The 19,621-nt window shown below is 68.3% G+C and carries 16 protein-coding genes; 10 read left to right on the forward strand and 6 right to left on the reverse strand.

The genetic code is table 11. The features are described 5' to 3' along the window. Window positions 1-5 precede the first annotated feature (5 nt). Window positions 6-1,310: an STY4199 family HEPN domain-containing protein gene (locus ASD15_RS27340; protein WP_057158192.1), complete on the reverse strand. Its 1,305-nt coding sequence runs from the start codon at window positions 1,308-1,310 to the stop codon at window positions 6-8. A 146-nt stretch (window positions 1,311-1,456) separates the two neighbouring features. On the opposite strand from ASD15_RS27340, the gene ASD15_RS27345 reads away from it, so the two are divergent. Beyond that, the gene (locus tag ASD15_RS27345) at window positions 1,457-3,085 is read left to right on the forward strand and encodes a M28 family peptidase (RefSeq protein ID WP_057158193.1); all 1,629 of its coding nucleotides are present in this window, start codon (window positions 1,457-1,459) and stop codon (window positions 3,083-3,085) included. Between the two features lie 10 nt (window positions 3,086-3,095). Here ASD15_RS27345 and ASD15_RS27350 read toward each other — a convergent pair whose 3' ends face one another. Continuing rightward, on the reverse strand, window positions 3,096-4,190 hold the full coding sequence (locus ASD15_RS27350) for a histone methylation protein DOT1-like protein (RefSeq protein ID WP_057158194.1): 1,095 nt from the start codon (window positions 4,188-4,190) through the stop codon (window positions 3,096-3,098). Window positions 4,191-4,199: 9 nt separating this feature from the next. Further along, on the reverse strand, window positions 4,200-7,028 hold the full coding sequence (locus ASD15_RS27355) for an EAL domain-containing protein (RefSeq protein ID WP_229418362.1): 2,829 nt from the start codon (window positions 7,026-7,028) through the stop codon (window positions 4,200-4,202). A gap of 189 nt (window positions 7,029-7,217) precedes the next feature. Between ASD15_RS27355 and ASD15_RS27360 the strand changes: the two genes are divergently transcribed. The 5 genes from ASD15_RS27360 to ASD15_RS27380 all read left to right on the forward strand — a co-directional run bounded on the left by ASD15_RS27360 (window position 7,218) and on the right by ASD15_RS27380 (window position 13,452). Continuing rightward, entirely contained in the window at window positions 7,218-10,271 is a 3,054-nt protein-coding gene (locus tag ASD15_RS27360; protein ID WP_057158196.1) for a DUF6701 domain-containing protein, read from the forward strand. Window positions 10,272-10,344: 73 nt separating this feature from the next. Continuing rightward, window positions 10,345-11,055 carry a dienelactone hydrolase family protein gene (locus tag ASD15_RS27365; protein WP_057158197.1) on the forward strand — a complete coding sequence of 237 codons (711 nt, stop codon included), beginning with the start codon at window positions 10,345-10,347 and terminating at the stop codon, window positions 11,053-11,055. A 98-nt stretch (window positions 11,056-11,153) separates the two neighbouring features. Next, entirely contained in the window at window positions 11,154-13,043 is a 1,890-nt protein-coding gene (locus ASD15_RS27370) for an amidohydrolase (RefSeq protein WP_057158198.1), read from the forward strand. Window positions 13,044-13,054: 11 nt separating this feature from the next. After that, window positions 13,055-13,303 carry a DUF1427 family protein gene (locus tag ASD15_RS27375; RefSeq protein WP_057158199.1) on the forward strand — a complete coding sequence of 83 codons (249 nt, stop codon included), beginning with the start codon at window positions 13,055-13,057 and terminating at the stop codon, window positions 13,301-13,303. Continuing rightward, a complete protein-coding gene (locus tag ASD15_RS27380; RefSeq protein WP_057158200.1) occupies window positions 13,300-13,452 on the forward strand; it encodes a DUF1427 family protein in 153 nt (50 codons plus the stop codon). The genes ASD15_RS27375 and ASD15_RS27380 overlap by 4 nt, the downstream gene beginning before the upstream one ends. Before the next feature lie 178 nt (window positions 13,453-13,630). On the opposite strand, the gene ASD15_RS27385 is transcribed toward ASD15_RS27380, so the two are convergent. Beyond that, a complete protein-coding gene (locus ASD15_RS27385; RefSeq protein WP_057158201.1) occupies window positions 13,631-14,170 on the reverse strand; it encodes a hypothetical protein in 540 nt (179 codons plus the stop codon). Window positions 14,171-14,298: 128 nt separating this feature from the next. Here ASD15_RS27385 and ASD15_RS33590 point away from each other — a divergent pair, with 128 nt between their 5' ends. The 4 genes from ASD15_RS33590 (at window position 14,299) to ASD15_RS27400 (ending at window position 16,622) form a co-directional block, all read left to right on the forward strand. After that, window positions 14,299-14,430, forward strand: a complete 132-nt coding sequence (locus ASD15_RS33590) for a hypothetical protein (protein ID WP_267877841.1) — start codon at window positions 14,299-14,301, stop codon at window positions 14,428-14,430. Window positions 14,431-14,495: 65 nt separating this feature from the next. Then, complete coding sequence (locus ASD15_RS27390) at window positions 14,496-14,798, forward strand: hypothetical protein (RefSeq protein WP_229418363.1); 303 nt, start codon at window positions 14,496-14,498, stop codon at window positions 14,796-14,798. Between the two features lie 71 nt (window positions 14,799-14,869). Continuing rightward, window positions 14,870-16,114, forward strand: coding sequence for a sorbosone dehydrogenase family protein (locus ASD15_RS27395; protein ID WP_082552193.1), 1,245 nt, complete (start codon window positions 14,870-14,872; stop codon window positions 16,112-16,114). Window positions 16,115-16,178: 64 nt separating this feature from the next. Beyond that, window positions 16,179-16,622 (forward strand): thioesterase family protein, encoded by a 444-nt coding sequence (locus ASD15_RS27400; protein WP_057158204.1) that lies wholly within the window; start codon window positions 16,179-16,181, stop codon window positions 16,620-16,622. An 11-nt stretch (window positions 16,623-16,633) separates the two neighbouring features. Here ASD15_RS27400 and ASD15_RS27405 read toward each other — a convergent pair whose 3' ends face one another. Continuing rightward, a complete protein-coding gene (locus tag ASD15_RS27405) occupies window positions 16,634-17,140 on the reverse strand; it encodes a DUF3016 domain-containing protein (RefSeq protein ID WP_057158365.1) in 507 nt (168 codons plus the stop codon). A 146-nt stretch (window positions 17,141-17,286) separates the two neighbouring features. Beyond that, window positions 17,287-19,539, reverse strand: a complete 2,253-nt coding sequence (locus ASD15_RS27410; RefSeq protein ID WP_057158205.1) for a PhoX family phosphatase — start codon at window positions 19,537-19,539, stop codon at window positions 17,287-17,289. Window positions 19,540-19,621 lie beyond the last annotated feature (82 nt).

Here is a 19,621-nt window from a genome sequence, read left to right on the forward strand (position 1 = left end):
GCGCTTCAGCGCATGCCGCCGTCCAGGAACAGCGCCACGTTGCGGGTGTCGCCTCGGCTGATGGCGCCGATGAATTCACTTTCCTTCCACGCCACGCCATTGTTGGCGAGCTCCTTGCGCGGGTCTGCGCTCACCTCCTTCTTCACGGTGTCCATCTTTTTGTCGATGCTGCTGACCGAGCCGCGCATGCTCTCGGTGCTGCGCAGCGTAAACAGCGAGGCGGCGCCCAGCGCCAGCACGCCGATGCCCAGCCAGCGCTGGTGGCGGCGCAGCCAGCTGGTGTTCTCCACCGCCACGTCCACGCCCCTGGCTGTGCGCTCGGTGGTCTGGCGCACGCCCTCCAGCGTGCCGCCCAGCGCGGCCACGTCGTCGCGGATCGCCTGCACGTCTTCGCCCAGGCGGTCGAAGCTGTCCGCCACGCGCCTGAAGTGGCGCTCCAGTTCTTCCTTGGTGGCGTCGAAATAACTGTCCGGGTTGGTGCGCAGTTCACCGTCGTCGTGCGCGTCCTGCAGCGGCCTCACCACCTCGTGGTAGTAGTGCCCCAGCAGGGCGATCTGCACCGGCGTGACGCGCTTGTGGTGGGCCAGCCGGTTGCGGATCTCGCGCACATCCTCCAGGAACAAGGCCAGCGTTTCACGCTTGTCCTTGAACAGCGTGAGGAAGGGCTTGTGCGCGAACAGCGCCTCGTACTGCTGCGGATACTCGCGCTTGTGGGCGAAGATCTTGCCCAGGTCGCTGAACATGGTACCGCTCAGCACATCGCCCGGATCCGCTGCGGCCAGCCAGCGCTCCACGGCGGCATCGCCGGACAGGTCGCGCAGCCGCGCCAGCAGCCGCTGCTGGTCGCCATGCTTCTCGCCGATGACGCCGCGCAGTATCAGTTCCAGCGCCCGCACCTGCTGCTGGCCGCTGCGCAGCTCCGGCTCGCCCGGCGGCGGCAGCGGCACGGCGATGCCGGCCGCCGGCTGGTTCTCCTGCACGCGCTCCAGCCAGTTCAGCCAGCGCAGCGCAGCGATCTCGTCGCTGGCGGCGGGGGCCGTATTGCCTTCCGCACTCCCCTCAATACGCATCACCCGCCGCGCCGCCTTGGTAAAGTCATCCGTTTGTTGCTGGTCCAGGCCCAGGCGCTGGCCCAGCGCTTCCCAGCCGCCGGCCTGGTTGCGCAGCCCCTCCAGGCGCTGGAACAGCTGCGCCAGCGTGGAGGCGGCGCCGGGATTGCCGCCCAGGTGGCGCACGATGGCGGCCAGCCCGGCGCGGCCGATGTCGAGGTAAGCCTGCAATTGGGCCTCGGGTTCAGCGTGGTCGGGCATGGTACTCCTGTGAATTTCCGTGGAGCAGGCGATTATATCGGGGCAGGCAAAGCCGAATTCTCACCAATTTCCACCGCCGCGTGTCCCACGATGCCGCCCGGCCGGAGTAAGATAGCCGCCACCCGAGCAACCAACCTGGAGCCGCAATGCGTCTTACCTCCCTCGCCATCGCCGCCGGCCTGAGCCTGGCCGCCCACACCGTCCACGCCCAGCAGGCCACCGTGCGCGAAGCGCCGCTGCGCGCCCACCTGTCCTTCCTGGCCGACGACCTGCTTGAAGGTCGCGGCACCGGCCAGCGCGGCGGCGACCTGGCGGTGCGCTACCTGGAAACCCAGGCCGCGCTGATGGGCCTCAAGCCGCTGGCCGACGGCAGCTACCGCCAGCCGGTGCGCTTCCAGGGCACCAAGCTGCTGCCCGGCAGCTCGGTGGCCTTCCACGCCGGCAGCGGCACGCGCCTGACGCCGCTTCCCGGCCAGGGCATCGTGTACGGCACCGGCAGCGGCAAGGCCAGCGTGAGCTTCGAAGCGCCGCTGCTGTTCGTCGGCTACGGCGTCAAGGCCGAGGAAGAGAACTGGGACGACTACAAGGGCGTGGACGTGAAGGGCAAGATCCTGGTCATGATGGTCAACGACCCGCAGCCCACCGCCGAGGAACCGAACCGCTTCGCCGGCAAGGCCTACACCTACTACGGCCGCTGGCTGTACAAGTTCGAGGAAGCGGTGCGGCGCGGCGCGGCCGGCGCACTGCTGATCCACACCACGCCATCGGCCTCCTATCCGTGGACGGTGCCGGCCAATGGCTTCAGCCATGAGCGTTTCCACCTGAACCCAGGCGGCAACAACATCGAGGGCTGGCTGCACGAGGACACCGCGCGCGACCTGGTGGGCGCCTCCGGCTTCGACCTGGACGAACTGCGCCGCCGCGCCGAACGGCGCGACTTCCAGCCGGTGGACCTGAAAGCGACCGCCAAGGTGGAACTGCGCAGCGTCATCCGCCAGGTGGAGCAGTTCAACGTGGCCGGCATCGTGCCGGGCACCGATCCCAAGCTGAAAGAGCAGGCGGTGGTGTATTCGGCGCACTGGGACCACCTCGGCATCGACGAGGGCGTCAAACGCGACGACAAGACCGACCATACCTACAACGGCGCCATCGACAACGCCTCCGGCGTGGCGGCACTGCTGGCCATGGCGGCCGAAGCGGTCAAGCACCCGGCCAAGCGCACCCAGGTCTTCCTGTGGCCGGCCGCCGAGGAACAGGGCTTGCTGGGCAGCGCGGCCTATGTGGCCAATCCGGCCTGGCCGCTGAACAAGACCAGCGCCGACCTCAACCTGGACAGCATGAACTTCGCCGGCCGCACCAAGGACATCGGCGTGGCCGGCGCCGAGCGCAGCAGCCTGTACGAGACGGCCGGCCAGGTGGCCAGGAAGATGGGGTTGAAGCTGGCGCCGCTGATTCCGGACCTGTCGGGCGCCTACTTCCGCGCCGACCACTTCAACTTCGCCAAGGCCGGCATCCCGGCCTTCAACGTGGGCTCGGCGGTGTTTTCCGGCGACGGCCATTTCGAGTTCGAGAAGAACCAGCAGGCCTCCAGCGAGCGGCTGGTGTCGTTCAAGAAGGATTACCACCAGGTGACGGACGAGTACCGCGCGGACTGGGACTTGTCGGGCATGGTGCAGCAGGCGCAGTTCACGCTGAACCTGGGCTACGCGGTGGCCAACGCGCCGGCCATGGCCAGCTTCAGGAAGGGCGACGCGTTCGCCAAGGTGAAGCGCTAAGGGGAGCCGCCTAAGCCGCGTCGTAGGCGGCGCACTCGGCACGGGCGCTGGCTTCCCACTCGTCCGGGTCGGGCGCGTACAGGTAGGCGGGCGACGGCGGCGGGCCGTCCGCCGCGCCGATGCGCTGGTACACGAACACGCTGGTCCAGGCCACCGAATTCGACGGGAAGTGGTGCAGCAGCCGGAACGCCGGATGCGACAGCGGGAAGGTGGTGCAGCTCACCAGGCAGCCTTGCGGCAGCTCGCGCGCCAGCTTGTCCGCCAGCGCGTCCATCAGCGGCGCGAAGCAGGTGCTGTAGATGAACACCAGGCTGGCGCGGCTGACGTCGGCCTCGAACATGTTTTGCTCGCGCAGTGCGATGCGGGCTTCAAGTTCCAGCAGGTGACGCAGCGTGGCGGCGCCGCCCGAGGGCAGTGCCAGCGGGACATCCGGGGACGGCGGCGCCGGCTGCGCCAGCCCGGCCAGCAGCCCGGCGGCGCGCGCCAGCAACTGCGCGCGGCGCTCCATGGCCATGGCGTGGCGGTAGGGCAGCAGCTCGACGCCGGTGCAGCGCGCGAACGGCAGGGCCAGCGCGGCCGACATCACCACTTTGCCGAGGCCGCTGCCCAGGTCCATCATCTCCCCGCCCGGCGCAACATAGGGCGCTATCGCGTCGAAGTAATTCTCCAGCTCGTAGCGCTGGAACTCGCCGTAAATCAGGCTGCCGTCGTCCACCAGCCACTGGCGCAGCTCCGCATCGCTGACCTGCTCCAGCTGCAAGGCGTCCGGCGGCAAGACGGCCGGCTCCGGCGGCAGCATGCCGTGGCGCTGGATGCTGGCCGGCAGCAGCCCTATCACGTAGCGCAGATGCGGCCTCAGGCGGGACAGGAAATAGTCGCGCCGCGCCGGGTCGCGGAAGGCGCGGCGCAGCGCCAGGCCGATCTCGGCGAAGCGCGCGAAGCGGCCGCTGTCGAGCAGCGCGCGCAGCGGCCGCACATGCAGCTCGCCGCCTTCCACGCTGTCCAGCAAGGCCGCCAGCACGCCTTCCGGCGTGTCGCAGGCGGCGGGCGCGGCTTCGGCCGCGCGGTCGGCGCGGCGCCAGGCGGGGGACGGGAGTTCAGCCATGCGCCGTCCTCAAATGGCCTGGCCGGCCGCCCGGTCCGCCACGCTGCGCCCTTGCGCCGCCGCGTGGGCCTCGTTCTCGGCCAGTACCGCCTCGAAGGCGGCGGCCGGCACCGGACGGCTGAAGTAGTAGCCCTGCATCTGGCGGCAGCCATGCTGGCGCAGGAAGGCCATCTGCTCCAGCGTCTCCACGCCCTCCGAAATCACATCCAGCTTCAGGTTGGCCGCCAGCGCGATGATGGTGGTGACGATGGCCGCGTCGTCCGGGTCCACGGTCAGGTCGCGCACGAAAGTCTGGTCTATCTTCAGCACGTCGATCTCGAAACGCTTCAGGTGCGCCAGGCTGGAATAGCCGGTGCCGAAATCGTCGATGGCCAGCAGCACGCCCAGCTTCTTTACCTCGTGCATGACGGCGATGGCATGCTCCACATCGTTCATCACCTGGCTCTCGGTCAGTTCCAGCTCCAGGCAGGCCGGCGGCAGCCCGGTTTCGGCCAGCACGTCGGCCACCGACTGCACAAAGTCCGGCTCGGCCATCTGCCGCGCCGACACGTTGACGGCGATGCGCAGCGCGTCGCGCGCGCCGTCCACGGCGCCGCCGGCGCGCCAGGCCATCAGCTGCGCGCACGCGGTGCGCAGCACCCAGGCGCCCACCGGCAGGATCAAGCCGGTTTCCTCAGCCAGCGGAATGAAGCGGTTCGGCGCCACCATGCCCAGCTCCGGGTGCTGCCAGCGCACCAGCGCCTCCATGCCGACGATGCGGCCGCTGGCCGTATCCACCTGCGGCTGGTAATGCAACACTAGTTCGCGCCGCTCCAGCGCGGTGCGCAGCGCGCCCTCGATCAGCATGCGCTCGCCCAGCTGCTCATTCATGGCCGGCGTGTAGAACTGGTAGTTGTTGCCGCCCATTTCCTTGGCGCGGTACATGGCGATGTCGGCGCGCTCCATCAGCACGCCGGGGTCGGCGCTGTCGGCCGGGTAGACGGCAATGCCGGCGCTGCAAGTGAAAAACAGTTCCTGGCCGTCGATCAGCAGCGGCGCGGCCAGGCAGTCCAGCACGCGCTGCACCTGGTCGGCGCGCGGCGACAGCGCGCCCTGCTCGGGCAGCAGCATCAGCGCGAACTCGTCGCCGCCGATGCGCGCCACCGTGTCCACCGGGCGCAGCGCCAGCTGCAGCCGCTCGGCCACCGCTTGCAGCAGCCGGTCGCCGCCCTTGTGGCCCAGGCGGCTGTTGGTGAACTTGAAGCGGTCCAGGTCGATCGACACCACCCACAGCGCATGCCCCTTGCGCTCGGAGTGGGTGATGGTCTGGCGCAGCCGGTCCAGCAGCAGCACGCGGTTGGGCAGCCCGGTCAGCGCGTCGTGCGTGGACTGGTGGTGCAGCTCCGTCTCGTAAGCCTTGATGGCGGTGATGTCGTGCATGAAGGAGACGAAATGCGTCACCTCGCCGTGCTCGTCGCGCACCGGCGAAACGTAGACATCGTTCCAGAACATGGTGCCGTCCTTGCGGTAGTGGCGCAGCACGGCGTGCCCCTCGCGCTGCTCGCGCGCGGCCGCCACCAGTTCGCTCACGCCCGGCTGGTCGAGGTCATCGCGCGCCAGCAGGCGCGTGCTGCGCCCGACCAGCTCCGCGCTGCTGTAGCCGGTCAGCCGCTCGAACGCGGGATTGACGTAGGCCATGGCGTAGCCCGGCGGGCCGTCCGTGATGATGATGGCGTTCACGTTGGATTCGATGGCGCGCTCGCGCAGCCGCATGGCGCGGTTGACGTCCTTCAGTTCGGCGGTGCGCTGGTCCACGCGGCGCTGCACATCGCGGTTGCGGCTGGCCAGCGTGTGCACGTAGGCCGCGCCCAGCACGCTGACCAGGGCGCCCAGCGCCAGCGTGAACAGGGATGCCAGGTGGTCGCTGACGTACACCGCGTCCGGCTGGCTGGCCGTCATCAGCCAGGTCTTGCCGGCCACGTCGAAGGGCTGCTCCATGCGCGCCGGTTCGCCACGGTACAGCCAGCGCGGCAGCGTGGCCTGCGCCGGCGGCGGCAGCTGCGCCTCGAACACCAGCGCCTGCGGGTCCTGCGTCGGGCTGGCGTACACCTTCAGGTTCAGCCCCATGCTGGCGCGCACGCCGGCGGCGGCGTAAATCTTCTCTATCATCGGGCCGGGACGCATCACCATCGCCGTCTCGCCTTCCAGCGCGGCGCGGCGCGCGGCCGGATCGGCCGGTTCCGCGCCGAAGCGGTACACCGGCATCGACACCACCACGCCCAGCCGCGGCTCCGGACCTTGCGCCAGCGGCACCAGCTTGCCGGCGGTGGGCAGGCCGGTGTCGTAGGACTGCTGGCGCGCGCCGCCGTCCAGCGCCGGCCAGGCCGTGTCCAGGCCGAGCGCGGCCTCGTTGCCGGCCAGCGGCTCGATAAAGTCGATCACGCGGTAACTGGCGCGCTCTCCGGCGGGCACCGGCCGGCCGTCGCGCATTTCAGTCAGCGCGGTGCCCGGAATCACGGCGGCCAGCTCGGCTTCCAGCGCGGCGCGCTCGGCGTGGCTGATCAGGCGCAGATGGCTGATGCCCTGCACATAGGGCGCGCGCTCGAGGATGGGACGGGTGAACAGGCGGAATTCGGTGCGCGTGACTTCCTGGTGGCTGGCGAACAGCTGGTTGACCGAGTTGAGGCCGGCCAGCGCGTTGCCCACGCCCTGTTGCAGGACGAACAGCCGCGCGTGCGCGCGCTGCATGAAAGCGAGCGACACCTTGTCCCGCTCCAGCCTGCTGACACCGGCCGACAGCAGCACCGTGCAGCCCAGGCCGCACAGCAGCGCCAGCGCCATGGGGCGGTAGTTCGTCAAGCGGCCCGGCAGCGGCTGCGAAGTGGCGGAAATCGGAGTGGGGGAAGCACTAATCGGATTCACCCGTCGTGGATGCTGGTAAAACCACAAGATTAGCATGGATGGCGCTGGCGCGGCGGCATCAGATCGTGCCGCTGGGCATATAATGGCGTCACCGTGTACATTCGGGAACAACCCGGCTTGTCAACTATGGCTTCTTACTTCGTACGCTGGACCTTCGCACGCTCGATCGCCTGCCTGGGCGCTGTGCTGGCACTGGCCTTGCTGTGGCCGGCCGGTCCCGCCCGCGCCAACACCGCCGTGCTGTTCAACGGCGGGCTGGTGGTGGGCTGCAGCTACGCGCCGGCCACCACCACCTATACCTGCGCGCCGTTCTCGTCCACCCAGGACGTCACCATCGCCAGCGGCTACAAGGTGGTGCTGACGGGGCCGATGGACTTCGATTACAACCAGCAGCTCAACATGAGCGGCACGGCCCAGCTGCAGGTGGCGGGCAACCTCGATATCGGCGGCGTCAAGACCAGCAACCTGAATATCACCGGCGGCTCGCTGATCTCCAGCGGCGAGTTCAGGATGGGCGCCCAGGTGCAAACCATCGCGGCCAACATCAGCGCCGCCAGCATGAAGATCGGCACCGGCTCGGACACCAAGGTAACCGGCACGCTGACGGCCACCGGCCAGATCGACATCGCCTCGCACGCCACCATCATCGGCGACATCAGCGGCGGCAAGGTCACCACCGGCTCCCCGGTTTCGCTGACGGGCGACGTGACGGCCAGCGTGTCGTTCAACCTGTCCTCGGGCAGCACGCTGACCGGCGACCTGGTGTCGCCGGTGGTGTCGCTGGACGCGTCGCCGTCCCGCGTCAACGGCAACGTCACCGCCAGCACCTCGCTCACCATCGCGTCGGCCAGCAGCGTAAACGGCAACGTGGTGGCCGGCGCGGTGGTGTTGCAATCGTCCGAGGCTTACATCACCGGCACCGCGCTGGTCGATACGCTGAAGCTGAACTGGCATGGCCGCGTGTACCAGGCCGTCACCTGCCGCAACGGCACCAGCGCCAGCCCGTGCAATTGCGTGGACGACGACAGCGGCTACGCCAACACCAGCTACAAGACCGTCTGCACGCCGCCGGGCGGCAACACGGTGCACCACTACCAGATCACCCACGACGGCCAGGGGCTGACCTGCCAGCCGGAGAGCGTCACGGTGAAAGCCTGCGCCAACGCCGCCTGCACTTCGCTGTACACCGGCGCAGCGCAAGTGACGCTGTCGCCCAACACGGTGGAATCGCCGGCCCCCGCGTTCAGCCTGGCCAGCGGCACCGCCAGCGCCTATGTGCGCAAGACTACCGAGGGCGACGTTGCGCTCGCTGTCACGGCCGCCACCCCTGCAGCGGCGACAGCCACCACTTGCTCCGCCCCGTCCGGCGCATCGTGCACCATGAAATTCGCCGACGCCGGCTTTCAGGTATTCGCCGATCCGCGGCTGGCAGGCGTGGCCGACAGTTTCAGGATCGAGGCCCTGAAAAAGAACGAGCTGGCGCCCGCCAGCTGCATACCGCTGATCGCCAACAGCACCAGGCCCGTGGTGATGCGCTGCGCCTACAAGGACCCGGCCGCCAACAGCAATACGCTAAGCCGCAACGTCAACCTGACCAACGGCAGCGGCGCCAGTGCCGCGCTGGTGTGCGGCAGCGGCGACTTCACCGCGGCCCAGGGGGTCAGCCTGCCGCTGGCGTTCGACGCCAGCGGCAGGGCCTCGGGCACGCTGGCCTACGACGACGTGGGCGCACTGGCCCTGTCGGCCGAATACACCGCCAGCGGCGCCAACTTCGTTACCGCGGACGGGAAAAGCGCCGCCTTCGTCGTGGCGCCGCACCACTACGGCATCGACAACGCAAGCGCAGCGGGCGTGGCCAATCCAGGCGCCACCAGCGCCGCCGGTCCGGTGTTCGCCAAGGCCAGTGCCCTGTTCACGGTGCGGGTAACGGCGCTGAGCAAGAACAATGTCATCAGCGCCAATTTCGGCAAAGAGAGTTCGCCCGGCCGCTTCAGGCTGACGCACCAGCTGGTCGATCCGGCGCCTGCGAGCGGCTACAAGGGCACGCTGTCGGTGCCAAATGAGCTGGCCTTCGGAGCCGCCATCAATGCCGGCGCCAATGGCGGCTCCCCGGGGCGTTTCCTGATTGGCGGGCTGGCATGGAATGAGGTGGGCATCATCTCGCTGACCGCCTTTACGGAACAGGTGGGGCTGTACGCATCGGTCGACAAAGACAAGCTTGAAGAAGGCAGCCTGGCCACCCTCCCCAACTACAATATCGGCCGCTTCACTCCGGACCATTTCGACACCGCCCTCACCGCTCCGGACGCGGCACCCGTCATGCTCTGCCCTGCGGGCGTGTTCCCCGTCACCTGCGCCGCCAACCGCTTTGTCTACTCGGCGCAACCGTTCGGCCTGACCGTCAATGCCATGAGCGGCGGCGCTGCGCCCACGCTGACCCAGAACTACGCGGGCAGCTACGCGCGGCCGATCGCCATCACCGCCTGGAACGCGGCGGGCGCCACCGGCGCGGCCAACGACAATCCGGAGTTCCGGCCGGTGGACAATGCGGCCACCAGCATCAGCGGTGCCGGTGGCCCGTCCGTGGAGAGGCAGTTCGCCTTCGCCGCAGGCCTTGGCCAGGGCGACATCAAGTACGCCTTCAGCGCAAGCGCCTCTCCCGGCGTGCAGCTGAACACCATCTCCCGGCCAACGAATGTATTCTTCCGCGCAACCGACGCCGACAACGTGAGTTCGCAGCGCAGCGGCGCGGTGGAAGCCGGCGTCGCCGTGGTGGCCGGCCGCCTGCAAGTGGCGCACAGCTACGGCTCGGAACTGCTCCGGCGCCAGGTGAACGTGGAAGCGCAGTATTGGACCGGCAGCCAGTTCCTGCACAATAAAGTGGACGTCACCCAGGGCGCCACCGCACTGGGAGGCCTCAACGTGCTTAAATTTAGCGGCTGCACCAAAAACCTGGCCGCCGGCACAGCCTGCTATGCCGGGCTGGCGGCGGCCGACGCGGCGGCCAAGCTGAACTTCGTGGGCGGCCGCTCCTCGCTGCGCGTCGCCGCACCCGGCGCCGGCCGCAACGGCACAGCGAACCTGAGCGTGGATGCCTTCCCCTGGCTGCCCAGCACCAGCGGCGTCCTCACTTACGGCGTGTACCGTTCGCCGGTGATTTACCTGCGCGAACTGCATTGAGCCTGCGCGGCTACCGCAGTGCCGGAACTGCGGTAGCATGGCCGTTTTTCCCACCAACGATAAAGGAGCGGGCATGAACAGCAGTTCCCAGTGGATAGAGATACAGGGCGATGGCGGCGTGTTCGGCGCCTACCTGGCGCTGCCGCGCAACCCGGCCGCCAGCGGCGGCGCGCCCGGCATCGTGCTGCTGCAGGAGATTTTCGGCGTCAATGAACACATACGCGGCGTAGCCGAGCAGTACGCGGCCGACGGCTACGTGGTGCTGGCGCCGGACCTGTTCTGGCGCCAGGGCGCGCGCATCGAACTGGGCTACGGGGAGGCCGACTGGCAGCGCGCCGTGCAGCTCAAGCAGGCCAGCAGCGTCGCCCAGGCCCAGGCCGATATCCGCGCCGCCGCGCAAGCGCTGCGCGCCCTGCCCGGCGTGGGCGCCAGGATCGCCTCGCTCGGCTTTTGCTACGGCGGCTTGCTGTCCTACCACGCGGCCGCCAATGGCGACGTGGACGCGGCCGTGGCCTACTACGGCGGCGGCATCCAGAACGCGCTCGAGCGCGCCGGCGACATCCATGTGCCGCTGATGATGCACTTCGGCGCCCGCGACAGCCACATTCCGCTGGACGCGGTAAAGAAAATCGCCGAGCGCTTCGACGACCGCGACAACGTGGAAGTGCACGTCTACACCGAAGCCGAACACGGCTTCAACTGCGGCCACCGCGCCAGCTACCGCCAGCAGCCGGCCGCCCTGGCGCACGGCCACACGCTGGTGTTCCTCAGCGAAACCATCTGAGCCGCCGTCCGCAGCGCGTCTCTCCCCAATGGCGCATAGTATGCCGCCGCGCGCGGCGGCATACTGCAGGCTACCGCTAAAGTCCGCAGGAGAACCGCATGAGTACCCAAGCCAGCCATCCCACGCCCGACACCGACCCAGTCCTGATCCTCATCAACGGCTGTTTCCACACGGTCGATAAATCCCAGCCGCAAGCGAGCGCGGTCGCCATCCAGGGCGGCAAATTTCTCGCCGTGGGCGACGCCGACGAGGTGATGCGCCACCACACGCCCACCAGCCAGGTGATCGACCTGAACGGACGCAGCGTGGTGCCCGGCCTGAACGACTCGCACCTGCACCTGATCCGTGGCGGCCTGAACTACAACCTGGAACTGCGCTGGGAAGGCGTGCCCTCGCTGGCCGACGCGCTGCGCATGCTCAAGGAGCAGGCCCTGCGCACGCCCAGCCCGCAATGGGTGCGCGTGGTGGGCGGCTGGAACGAATTCCAGTTCGCCGAGAAGCGCATGCCGACCCTGGACGAGATCAACGCCGCCGCGCCGGACACGCCGGTGTTCGTGCTGCACCTGTACGACCGCGCGCTGCTCAACCGCGCCGCGCTGCGCGTGGTGGGCTACGACAAGGACACGCCCAATCCGCCCGGCGGCGAGATCCAGCGCGACGCGTCCGGCAACCCGACCGGCATGCTGATCGCCCGTCCCAACGCCATGATCCTGTACGCCACGCTGGCCAAGGGCCCCAAGCTGCCGCTGGACCTGCAGGTCAATTCCACGCGCCAGTTCATGCGCGAACTGAACCGCCTGGGCGTGACCTCCGCCATCGACGCCGGCGGCGGCTTCCAGAACTACCCGGAAGACTACTCGGTGGTGGACCAGCTGGCGCGCGACGACCAGCTCACCATCCGCATCGCCTACAACCTGTTTACGCAAAACAAGGGCAAGGAGCTGGAAGACTTCGAGAAATGGACCGGCATGGTCACGCCGGGCCAGGGTACGGACTTCTACCGCCACAACGGCGCCGGCGAAATGCTGGTGTTCTCGGCGGCCGACTTCGAGGACTTCCTGGAGCCGCGTCCGGACCTGAATCCGGACATGGAAGCGGAGCTGGAAAAGGTGGTGCGCCACCTGGTCAGCAAGCGCTGGCCGTTCCGCCTGCACGCCACCTACGACGAATCGATCTCGCGCATGCTGGACGTGTTCGAGAAAGTGAACCGCGACATCCCCTTCGGCGACCTGCACTGGATGTTCGACCACGCCGAGACCATCAGCCCGCGCAACATCGAGCGCGTCAAGGCGCTCAACGGCGGCATCGCCATCCAGCACCGCATGGCCTTCCAGGGCGAGTACTTCGTGGAGCGCTACGGCACGGAAGCGGCCAAGGCCACGCCGCCCGTCAAGCGCATGCTGGAGAACGGCGTGCCGGTGGGCGCCGGCACCGACGCCACCCGCGTGGCCAGCTACAACCCGTGGACCGCGCTGTACTGGCTGGTGTCCGGCCGCACCGTGGGCGGCATGCGCCTGTACGACGCCGGCGCCAAGCTCTCGCGCGACACCGCCATCGAACTGTGGACCGCCGGCAGCGCCTGGTTCTCCAATGAACAGGGCAAGAAGGGCCGCATCCAGGAAGGCATGCTGGCCGACCTGGCGGTGCTGTCGGCCGACTTCTTCACGGTGGACGAGGACGCCATCAAATCGATCGAATCGGTGCTGACCATCGTCGGCGGCAAGGTGGTCCACGGCCAGGCCGAGTTCACGCCGCTGGCGCCGCCGGCCATCCCGGTGCTGCCGGACTGGTCGCCAGTGGCCAGCACGCCGGGACACTGGCGCCGGGCCGCGCCCGCGCCGCAGGCAGCCGCCGCGCTGCCGCACCAGTGCCAGGGGCCGTGCGGCGTGCACGCGCACGCGCACGACCGCGCGCGCCGCTCGTCGGTGCCGGTATCGGACTTCAGCGGCTTCTGGGGCGCGCTGGGCTGCAGCTGCTTCGCGTTCTGACGGGGGCGGCCATGAACTACACGAAAATCGGGCTGGGCCTGGTGCTGTCCTTTGTGGTGGGCGCCGGCTGCAAGCTGTTCGGCATTCCGGCCGCGTCGCCGCCGGTGCTCAGCGGCGCGCTGCTGGTGTTCGCCATGAGCAGCGGCTACTGGCTGGTGGACCGCTACCTGGCCGGCAGCCAGGCCCGCCAGCCGGCGCAGAACAAGCAGCACTGCGGCGGCCACGCGCTGGAGCGCGGCCAGGAGGAGGCGAACCAATGAGCCCGCTCTTCATAGGCGCCCTGCTGGGGCTGGCCGTTGGCGGCGTATGCCGCTGGTTCGACATCCCCTCCCCGTCGCCGCCGACGCCGGTCGGCGCGCTGCTGGTGGTGGCCATGACGGCCGGCTATGTCGCCGCCGGCATGATGTAGAGGCAGCTCAACACTCCCTGAGCATGGTGCGCAGGCTGGCGCCGCTGGCCGGGCACGCCGCCGTTTCGGCAGCGCCGGCAGGCCGGCGGCCGACCCCAGCTACGCTGCCAGGGTGCCGGCATCCTTCACCATGGTCTGCCCTTGCGGGCAGCCCCATGGTGACACAGAACGGTCTTGCTTACATATTGGAATCCACCGCGCCACCCGGCCTGTCGTAGCGCGGCGCCGCCTCGCCGCCCGGCGCCCGGCGCAGCCGGCGCAGCTGCAGCGTGGCGCCGATCAGGAACACCAGGAACAAAATGCCGGCGGCCACTTTCAGCCATTCGGCTTCCGGGCTGTCGGCCAGCGGCTTGCCCACCGGCAGGCGCACCGCCGTTTCCGTCATGGCCGGAATCATGTGGAAAAAGAAGGTCAGCGAGTAGCTGACCGTCATCACGGCGGCGGACCGGGCGCCGAACAGGCTGCCGCGCGCGGCCAGCCAGGCCAGGCCCAGCACCAGCAAAGTCAGCACGCCCAGCGCGTGGGGCTTGCCGAAACCGCCGCGCTCGAAGATGCCGAAGCCGGTTAAACAGGTGAGCACGGTGGTCCAGATGTAAACCTGGCCCAGCAGGTTGGCGGGGGTGATGCCTTTGTCGCGCCAGAAGGCGATCAGGCCGGCCGCGACTGCGACCAGGCTGATGGCAGTGTGGACGGCGCCCAGCGGTGTAAGTCCAAGCATGATGTCGGTCCTTAGCAAAATGGTGGGGGTGCGCAGCGAGCACGCTGCCAAGCCATGCTAGTCCTGTTGCGCTGCGCCGTCTTATGGCAAAAGGCAGGGATGGGCTGACGCTGCGCTAACATCATGCAATGTCCTTACGGAAACTCCTATTCCTCGCGGCATTGCTGCCGCCGCCGGCCGCCGCCGGCCCCTTGCGCGTGGGCGGCTTCGTGGTGGCGCCCATCATCACGGGCGCGCCGGGCGCGCCATCGAGCGCCTGAAAAACGGCGCCATCGACATCCTGCTGGTGACCAGCGAACGCTATGACCACCTGCCGGAGGTGGCAATGTTCAACTGGTCCTATCTGCGCACGCAGCCGCACCTGGCCGTGCGCCGGGATGCGCCGCTGAACGGAGTGCAGTCGCTGCAGCAGCTGGCCGGCATGGAGCTCGGCTGGGTGGGCGGCACCACGGTGCCGGCGCCGCTGCAGGGCGTATTCGGCGCGGGCCGACGCGGCTGCCATCGCGCGCTTCAACAAGGCAGCCAGCGCCGCCTTTGCCGGCCAGCAGTTCAAGTCCTATCTCGAGCAGTACATGCGCAAAATGGGCCCGCATTGACGCGCCGCAAAGGCAGCGCCGGTACCGCCTGAAGCAGCGCCGTGCTGCGCGCCGCCGGCCGCGCCGGCCCGCTACAATGGCTGCCACGGATATGGAGGCTGCCATGCGATCGACTGCGCTGAGAATGCTGGTTCTGTCCTTGGCCCTGGCGGGCCTGGCCGCGTGTGGCGGCGGCGGCGGCGGCGGCAGCGTCAGCGCGCCGCTGGTGCCGGCGCCGCCCCCGGTCACCGCGCCTCCCGTGACGCCGCCGCCCACGCCGCCGGCCACCGTGCAGCTGGCCTTGCAGAGCGTGGCCAGCGGGCTGGCGCAGCCGCTGTACCTGACCGCGCCGGCCGGCGACAACCGCCTGTTCGTGGTCGAACGCCCGGGCCGCATCCGCATTATCGCCAACGGTACGCTGCTGGCCACGCCCTTCCTCGATATCAGCAGCCGCACCAGCACCACCGGCGAGCGCGGCCTGCTGTCGATGGCGTTCCACCCGCAATACGCGCAGAACGGCAGCTTCTTCCTCTATTACACCGACCTCAACGGCGACATTGCCGTGGACCGCATGAAGGTGTCGGCCAACAACGCCAACCTGGCCGATCCCGCCACGGCGGGCCGCGTCATCACCATCCCGCACCGCGAATTCAGCAACCACAACGGCGGCCAGCTGGCCTTCGGGCCGGACGGCTACCTGTACATCGGCACCGGCGACGGCGGCGGCGGTGGCGATCCGCAGCGCAATGCCCAGAACCTCGGCTCGCTGCTGGGCAAGCTGCTGCGGCTGGACGTGGGCATCATCGTGCCCGGCCAGACTTACGGCATCCCGTCCGGCAACCCCTACGCGGGCCAGGCGGGACGGCGCGGCGAAATCTGGGCTGCCGGGCTGCGCAACCCGTGGCGCTTCTCGTTCGACCGCGCCGACGGCCTGCTGTACATCGCCGACGTGGGCCAGGAACAGCGCGAGGAAGTGAACGCGGTGGCGGCCACGCAGGGCGGCCAGAACTACGGCTGGAACATCATGGAAGGCACGGCCTGCTACAACGCCGCCAGCTGCGACCGGGCCGGCCTGACCCTGCCGGTATTTGAATACCTGCACGGCGCCAGCGACGTGAACGGCTGCTCGATCACCGGCGGCTATGTGTACCGGGGCGCGGCCATCCCCGAACTGGCGGGCACCTATTTCTATTCGGACTACTGCAAGGGTTACCTGAAAAGCTTGGTCTACCGCAACGGCACGGTCAGCGCGGCGCAGGAATGGGCGGTGGACAATCCAGGCAATGTGCTGTCGTTCGGACAGGACGCGCAGGGCGAGCTGTACGTGCTGGCCGGCGGCGGCCAGGTATACCGCATCGTCCGCCGCTGAGGCGGCGCGAGGTAAAATGGCGGGGATTGCAACCCGCCCTCCCGCTCATTTCGCTTATTTCGCCATGGCCCGCCTGAAACTTGAATTCCCGGAAGACCAGTTTTACTTTTCCACCCAGCTGACCGTACGCGTCACCGACATCAACGGCGCCAACCATCTGGGCAACGATTCGATGATCTCCATGATCTCGGAGGCACGCGCGCGCTTCCTGTACGAGTTCGGCGTGCGCGAGACGGAGGGCGACGGCAACGGCATCATCGTCACCGACCTGGCCACCACCTACAAGGCCGAAGCCCATGCGCGCGACCATTTGCTGTTCGAGGTGGGCGTGATGGACTTCAATAAATACGGCGGCGACATTACCTTCCGCATCACGCGCCCGCTGGACCAGGCGCTGGTGGCGATGGCCAAGTCGGGTTTCGTCTTCTTTAACTACAAGAGCAGCCAGGTGGTGCCGATGCCGGAGGACTTCCTGGCGAAGTTCCCCCGGGTAAACTGGCTGGACTAAGCATTGCAGGCTCAGCCGCGCGCGCCGCGCACCTTCACGCCGAAGGTCTTGCTGAACCAGTCGTCCAGCATCTGCTTTTCATAGCGCAGCGGCTCGTTGGCGGTGGCCATGCGGGCGCGGTCCATATAGTTCATGTCGGACAGCTTGGCGTCGCCGCTGCGCAGCACCTTGCCGCCCTCTTCCAGCGTGTAGCGCAGTTCCATGCGCGGCCAGTCGGCCATGCCGCGCATGACGCGGATTTCATTGGCGCCGCGGCGGCTCATGTCGATGCGGCCGGCCAGGTCCAGGTCGGTCACTTCCACCTTCAGTTCCTGCCCGGCGGGCAGCAGCTTGCCCAGCTCGGCGAAGTGCGCGCTCAGGTCTTCCAGCACGCGCTCGCGGTCGATCGGCGAGAACGGCATGTCCGGGAACTTCTCGGGTTCGACATAGGTGACGGTGGCGCCGGCCAGGGCGCCGCCGCTGGCCAGCGCGGCCAGGGCCGCCAGCACGGCGGCGGCGGTATAACGGAATGCACGCATGATGATTCCTTTCACATAGAGCATAGCGGATCGTTTCAATATACTCCGTTTGCGCCGCCTTGCCCCGCCTTGAAATGATTTCTTACGATTAATACAAAAGGCCGGCGCCATCGCTGGCGCCGGCCTTTTTTACGGCCAGTTAGCGCTTAGCTGCCGATGCGGCCGCCGTCATTTTTGGTGATGACGATGGTGGCCGAACGCGGACGCTTGCCGGCGCCGTAGCCGGCGCTGGCCGGCCACTGGCTGGTGTACTTGCTCGGGTCGGCCAGGTTGGCCTGGCTGGTGCCTTCGCCCGGATGCTGGATGTTGACGAACAGCGCCTTGCCGTCCGGCGTTTCGCAGATGCCGGTCAGTTCGCAGTCGACCGGGCCGACCAGGAAGCGCTTCAGCGTGTCGGCGGTGGCCGCCTTGCCGACGTAGGTGTCCACGGCCAGCGTGCCGCCGCCGGTGGTCGGGTAGCTCAGCGTGACTTTCTTGCCGTCGCCCACCTGGCCCGGCAGGCCGGCCAGCATCATGCAGTTGGTCACGTCGGTATAGGCGCCGTCGTCGGTCTGGATCCAGCAGATGCCGGTGGACGGGCTGAAGGCCAGGCCGTCCGGGCTGGAGAAGTCCTGGTCCGAAGTCAGGCTCGACAGGTTGACCTTGCCCGCGTCGGCGCCGCTTTCGGCGCCGAACAGGTACACGTCCCAGGTGAAGCTCAGCGCGGTGGAGCCGGCCAGCGCTTCCTTCACGCGCAGGATGTGGCCGTTCGGGTTGCCGTTCTGCGACGCAGTGCCCTTCATGTCGGTGTAGGCGCGTGGATTGGCGCTGTCCGGCGCCAGCGCCGACGAACCGGTCGGGTTGACGTTGCGGTTGCTGTTGTTGGTCAGCGAGAAGTACACCTCGCCGTTGGCCGGGTTGACCGAGCACCATTCAGGACGGTCCATCTTGGTGGCGCCGACCGCGTCGCCAGCCAGGCGGGCGTTGATCAGTACGTCGGCCTGGTCGGCGAACTTGTAGCCGGCGTAGGCGGCGATGGCCGGGTTGCTGATGGACAGCTCGATCCAGCTGCCGGAACCGTCGGCGGCGAACTTGGCCACGTACAGCTTGCCCGAATCGAGGTATTTGTCGCCGGTGGCCAGCATGTCGGCCGGGTTGGCGTCGGCCGCGCTCCAGACGGCGCTGGAGACGAACTTGAAGATGTACTCGTTGCGCGAGTCGTCGCCCATGTAGACTGCCAGCGGCTGGCCGGCCACCACTTTGCCGAAGGCGGCGCTTTCATGCGCGTAGCGGCCCAGCGCGGTGCGCTTCCTGACGGCCTTGGCCTTGTTGTACGGATCGGCTTCGACAATGTAGCCCATGCCGTTCATTTCATTGCGGTAGTCGTCGCTGCCGTCGGCGGACGCGCCCAGCTTGCTGTTGTTCCAGCGCGCGTACTTGTCGTCGGCGCCGCCGGTTTCCCAGGCGTGGCGCGAAGCGGCGCCCTGGCTGCGGCCGTAGCGGTTCAGCGAGGCCACGCTCTTGTCGTTGCCGCGCGCGGCATTGTCGGCCGCGCCGCGCACGAAGTAGCCGGACCAGTTTTCTTCACCGGACACGAAGCTGCCCCATGGGGTCTTGCCGGTGCCGCAGTTGTTCAGCGTGCCGCGCGTCTTGGTGGCGTCCTTGGAGTACTTGGTCACCAGCAGCGCGTTGCCGCGCGCCGGGCCGGAAATCTCGCATTCGGTCAGGCAGGTGACGCGGCGGTTGAAGGCCGAATCCTTGACGTATTCCCACTTGCCGCCGGTCTTGCGCACTTCGACCATGGACAGGCCGTGCAGCGCGGTTTCGCGGTCCACTTCGGCGGCCGGGCGCGGCAGCGTGTTGGTGCCGCCGTTGGCGTGGATGAAAAAGGACGACAGCTGCTGGTTGGTGGTCGCCTCGTGGTTGACGGCCAGGATGCCGCGCTCGACGGCGCTGGCGGACGGCTTGCCGTCGGCGCTCAGGCCGAAGAATTCCATGCCGTCGTGGTGGTCGCCGGCGCGGTTTTCGAAGTCGGCGTCGGTGCCGTCGTTCTTGAAGGCGGTGGCGCTGGCGGTCAGCGGATCGCCCAGCGCGTACAGCACGCTGGCGGTGTAGCCAACCGGCACGGTGACGACGTCGGCCAGGCTCTTGGCCACGGCGGTGAAGCCGAGCAGCTTTTCAGCCGGCGGCGGCGGGATCACCGGATCGGGCACGGTGGGCGAGACGATGTTGTCGCTGCCGCAGGCGCTCAAGCCCATGGAACCGAGCACCACCGTGGCGGCGCTGGCGGCGCCGCCGCGCAGCAGGCTGCGGCGGCTGATACGCTGCTCCAGCACGGTGCTGAAATGTTCGTTCGGGGTATCGTTGTAGCCAATGTCGTCTGGATCGATGGAAGCTGGCACGCGGTCTTTGCTGTTCATGGTTCTTGTCTTTTAGAGTGGAGGGGCTGCGACGCCGGCCATTCTATGCAAGGAAAATGACAACATTGTGACTTGCATGGTG

The organism is Massilia sp. Root351 (assembly GCF_001425045.1).
GTDB lineage: Bacteria > Pseudomonadota > Gammaproteobacteria > Burkholderiales > Burkholderiaceae_D > Rugamonas.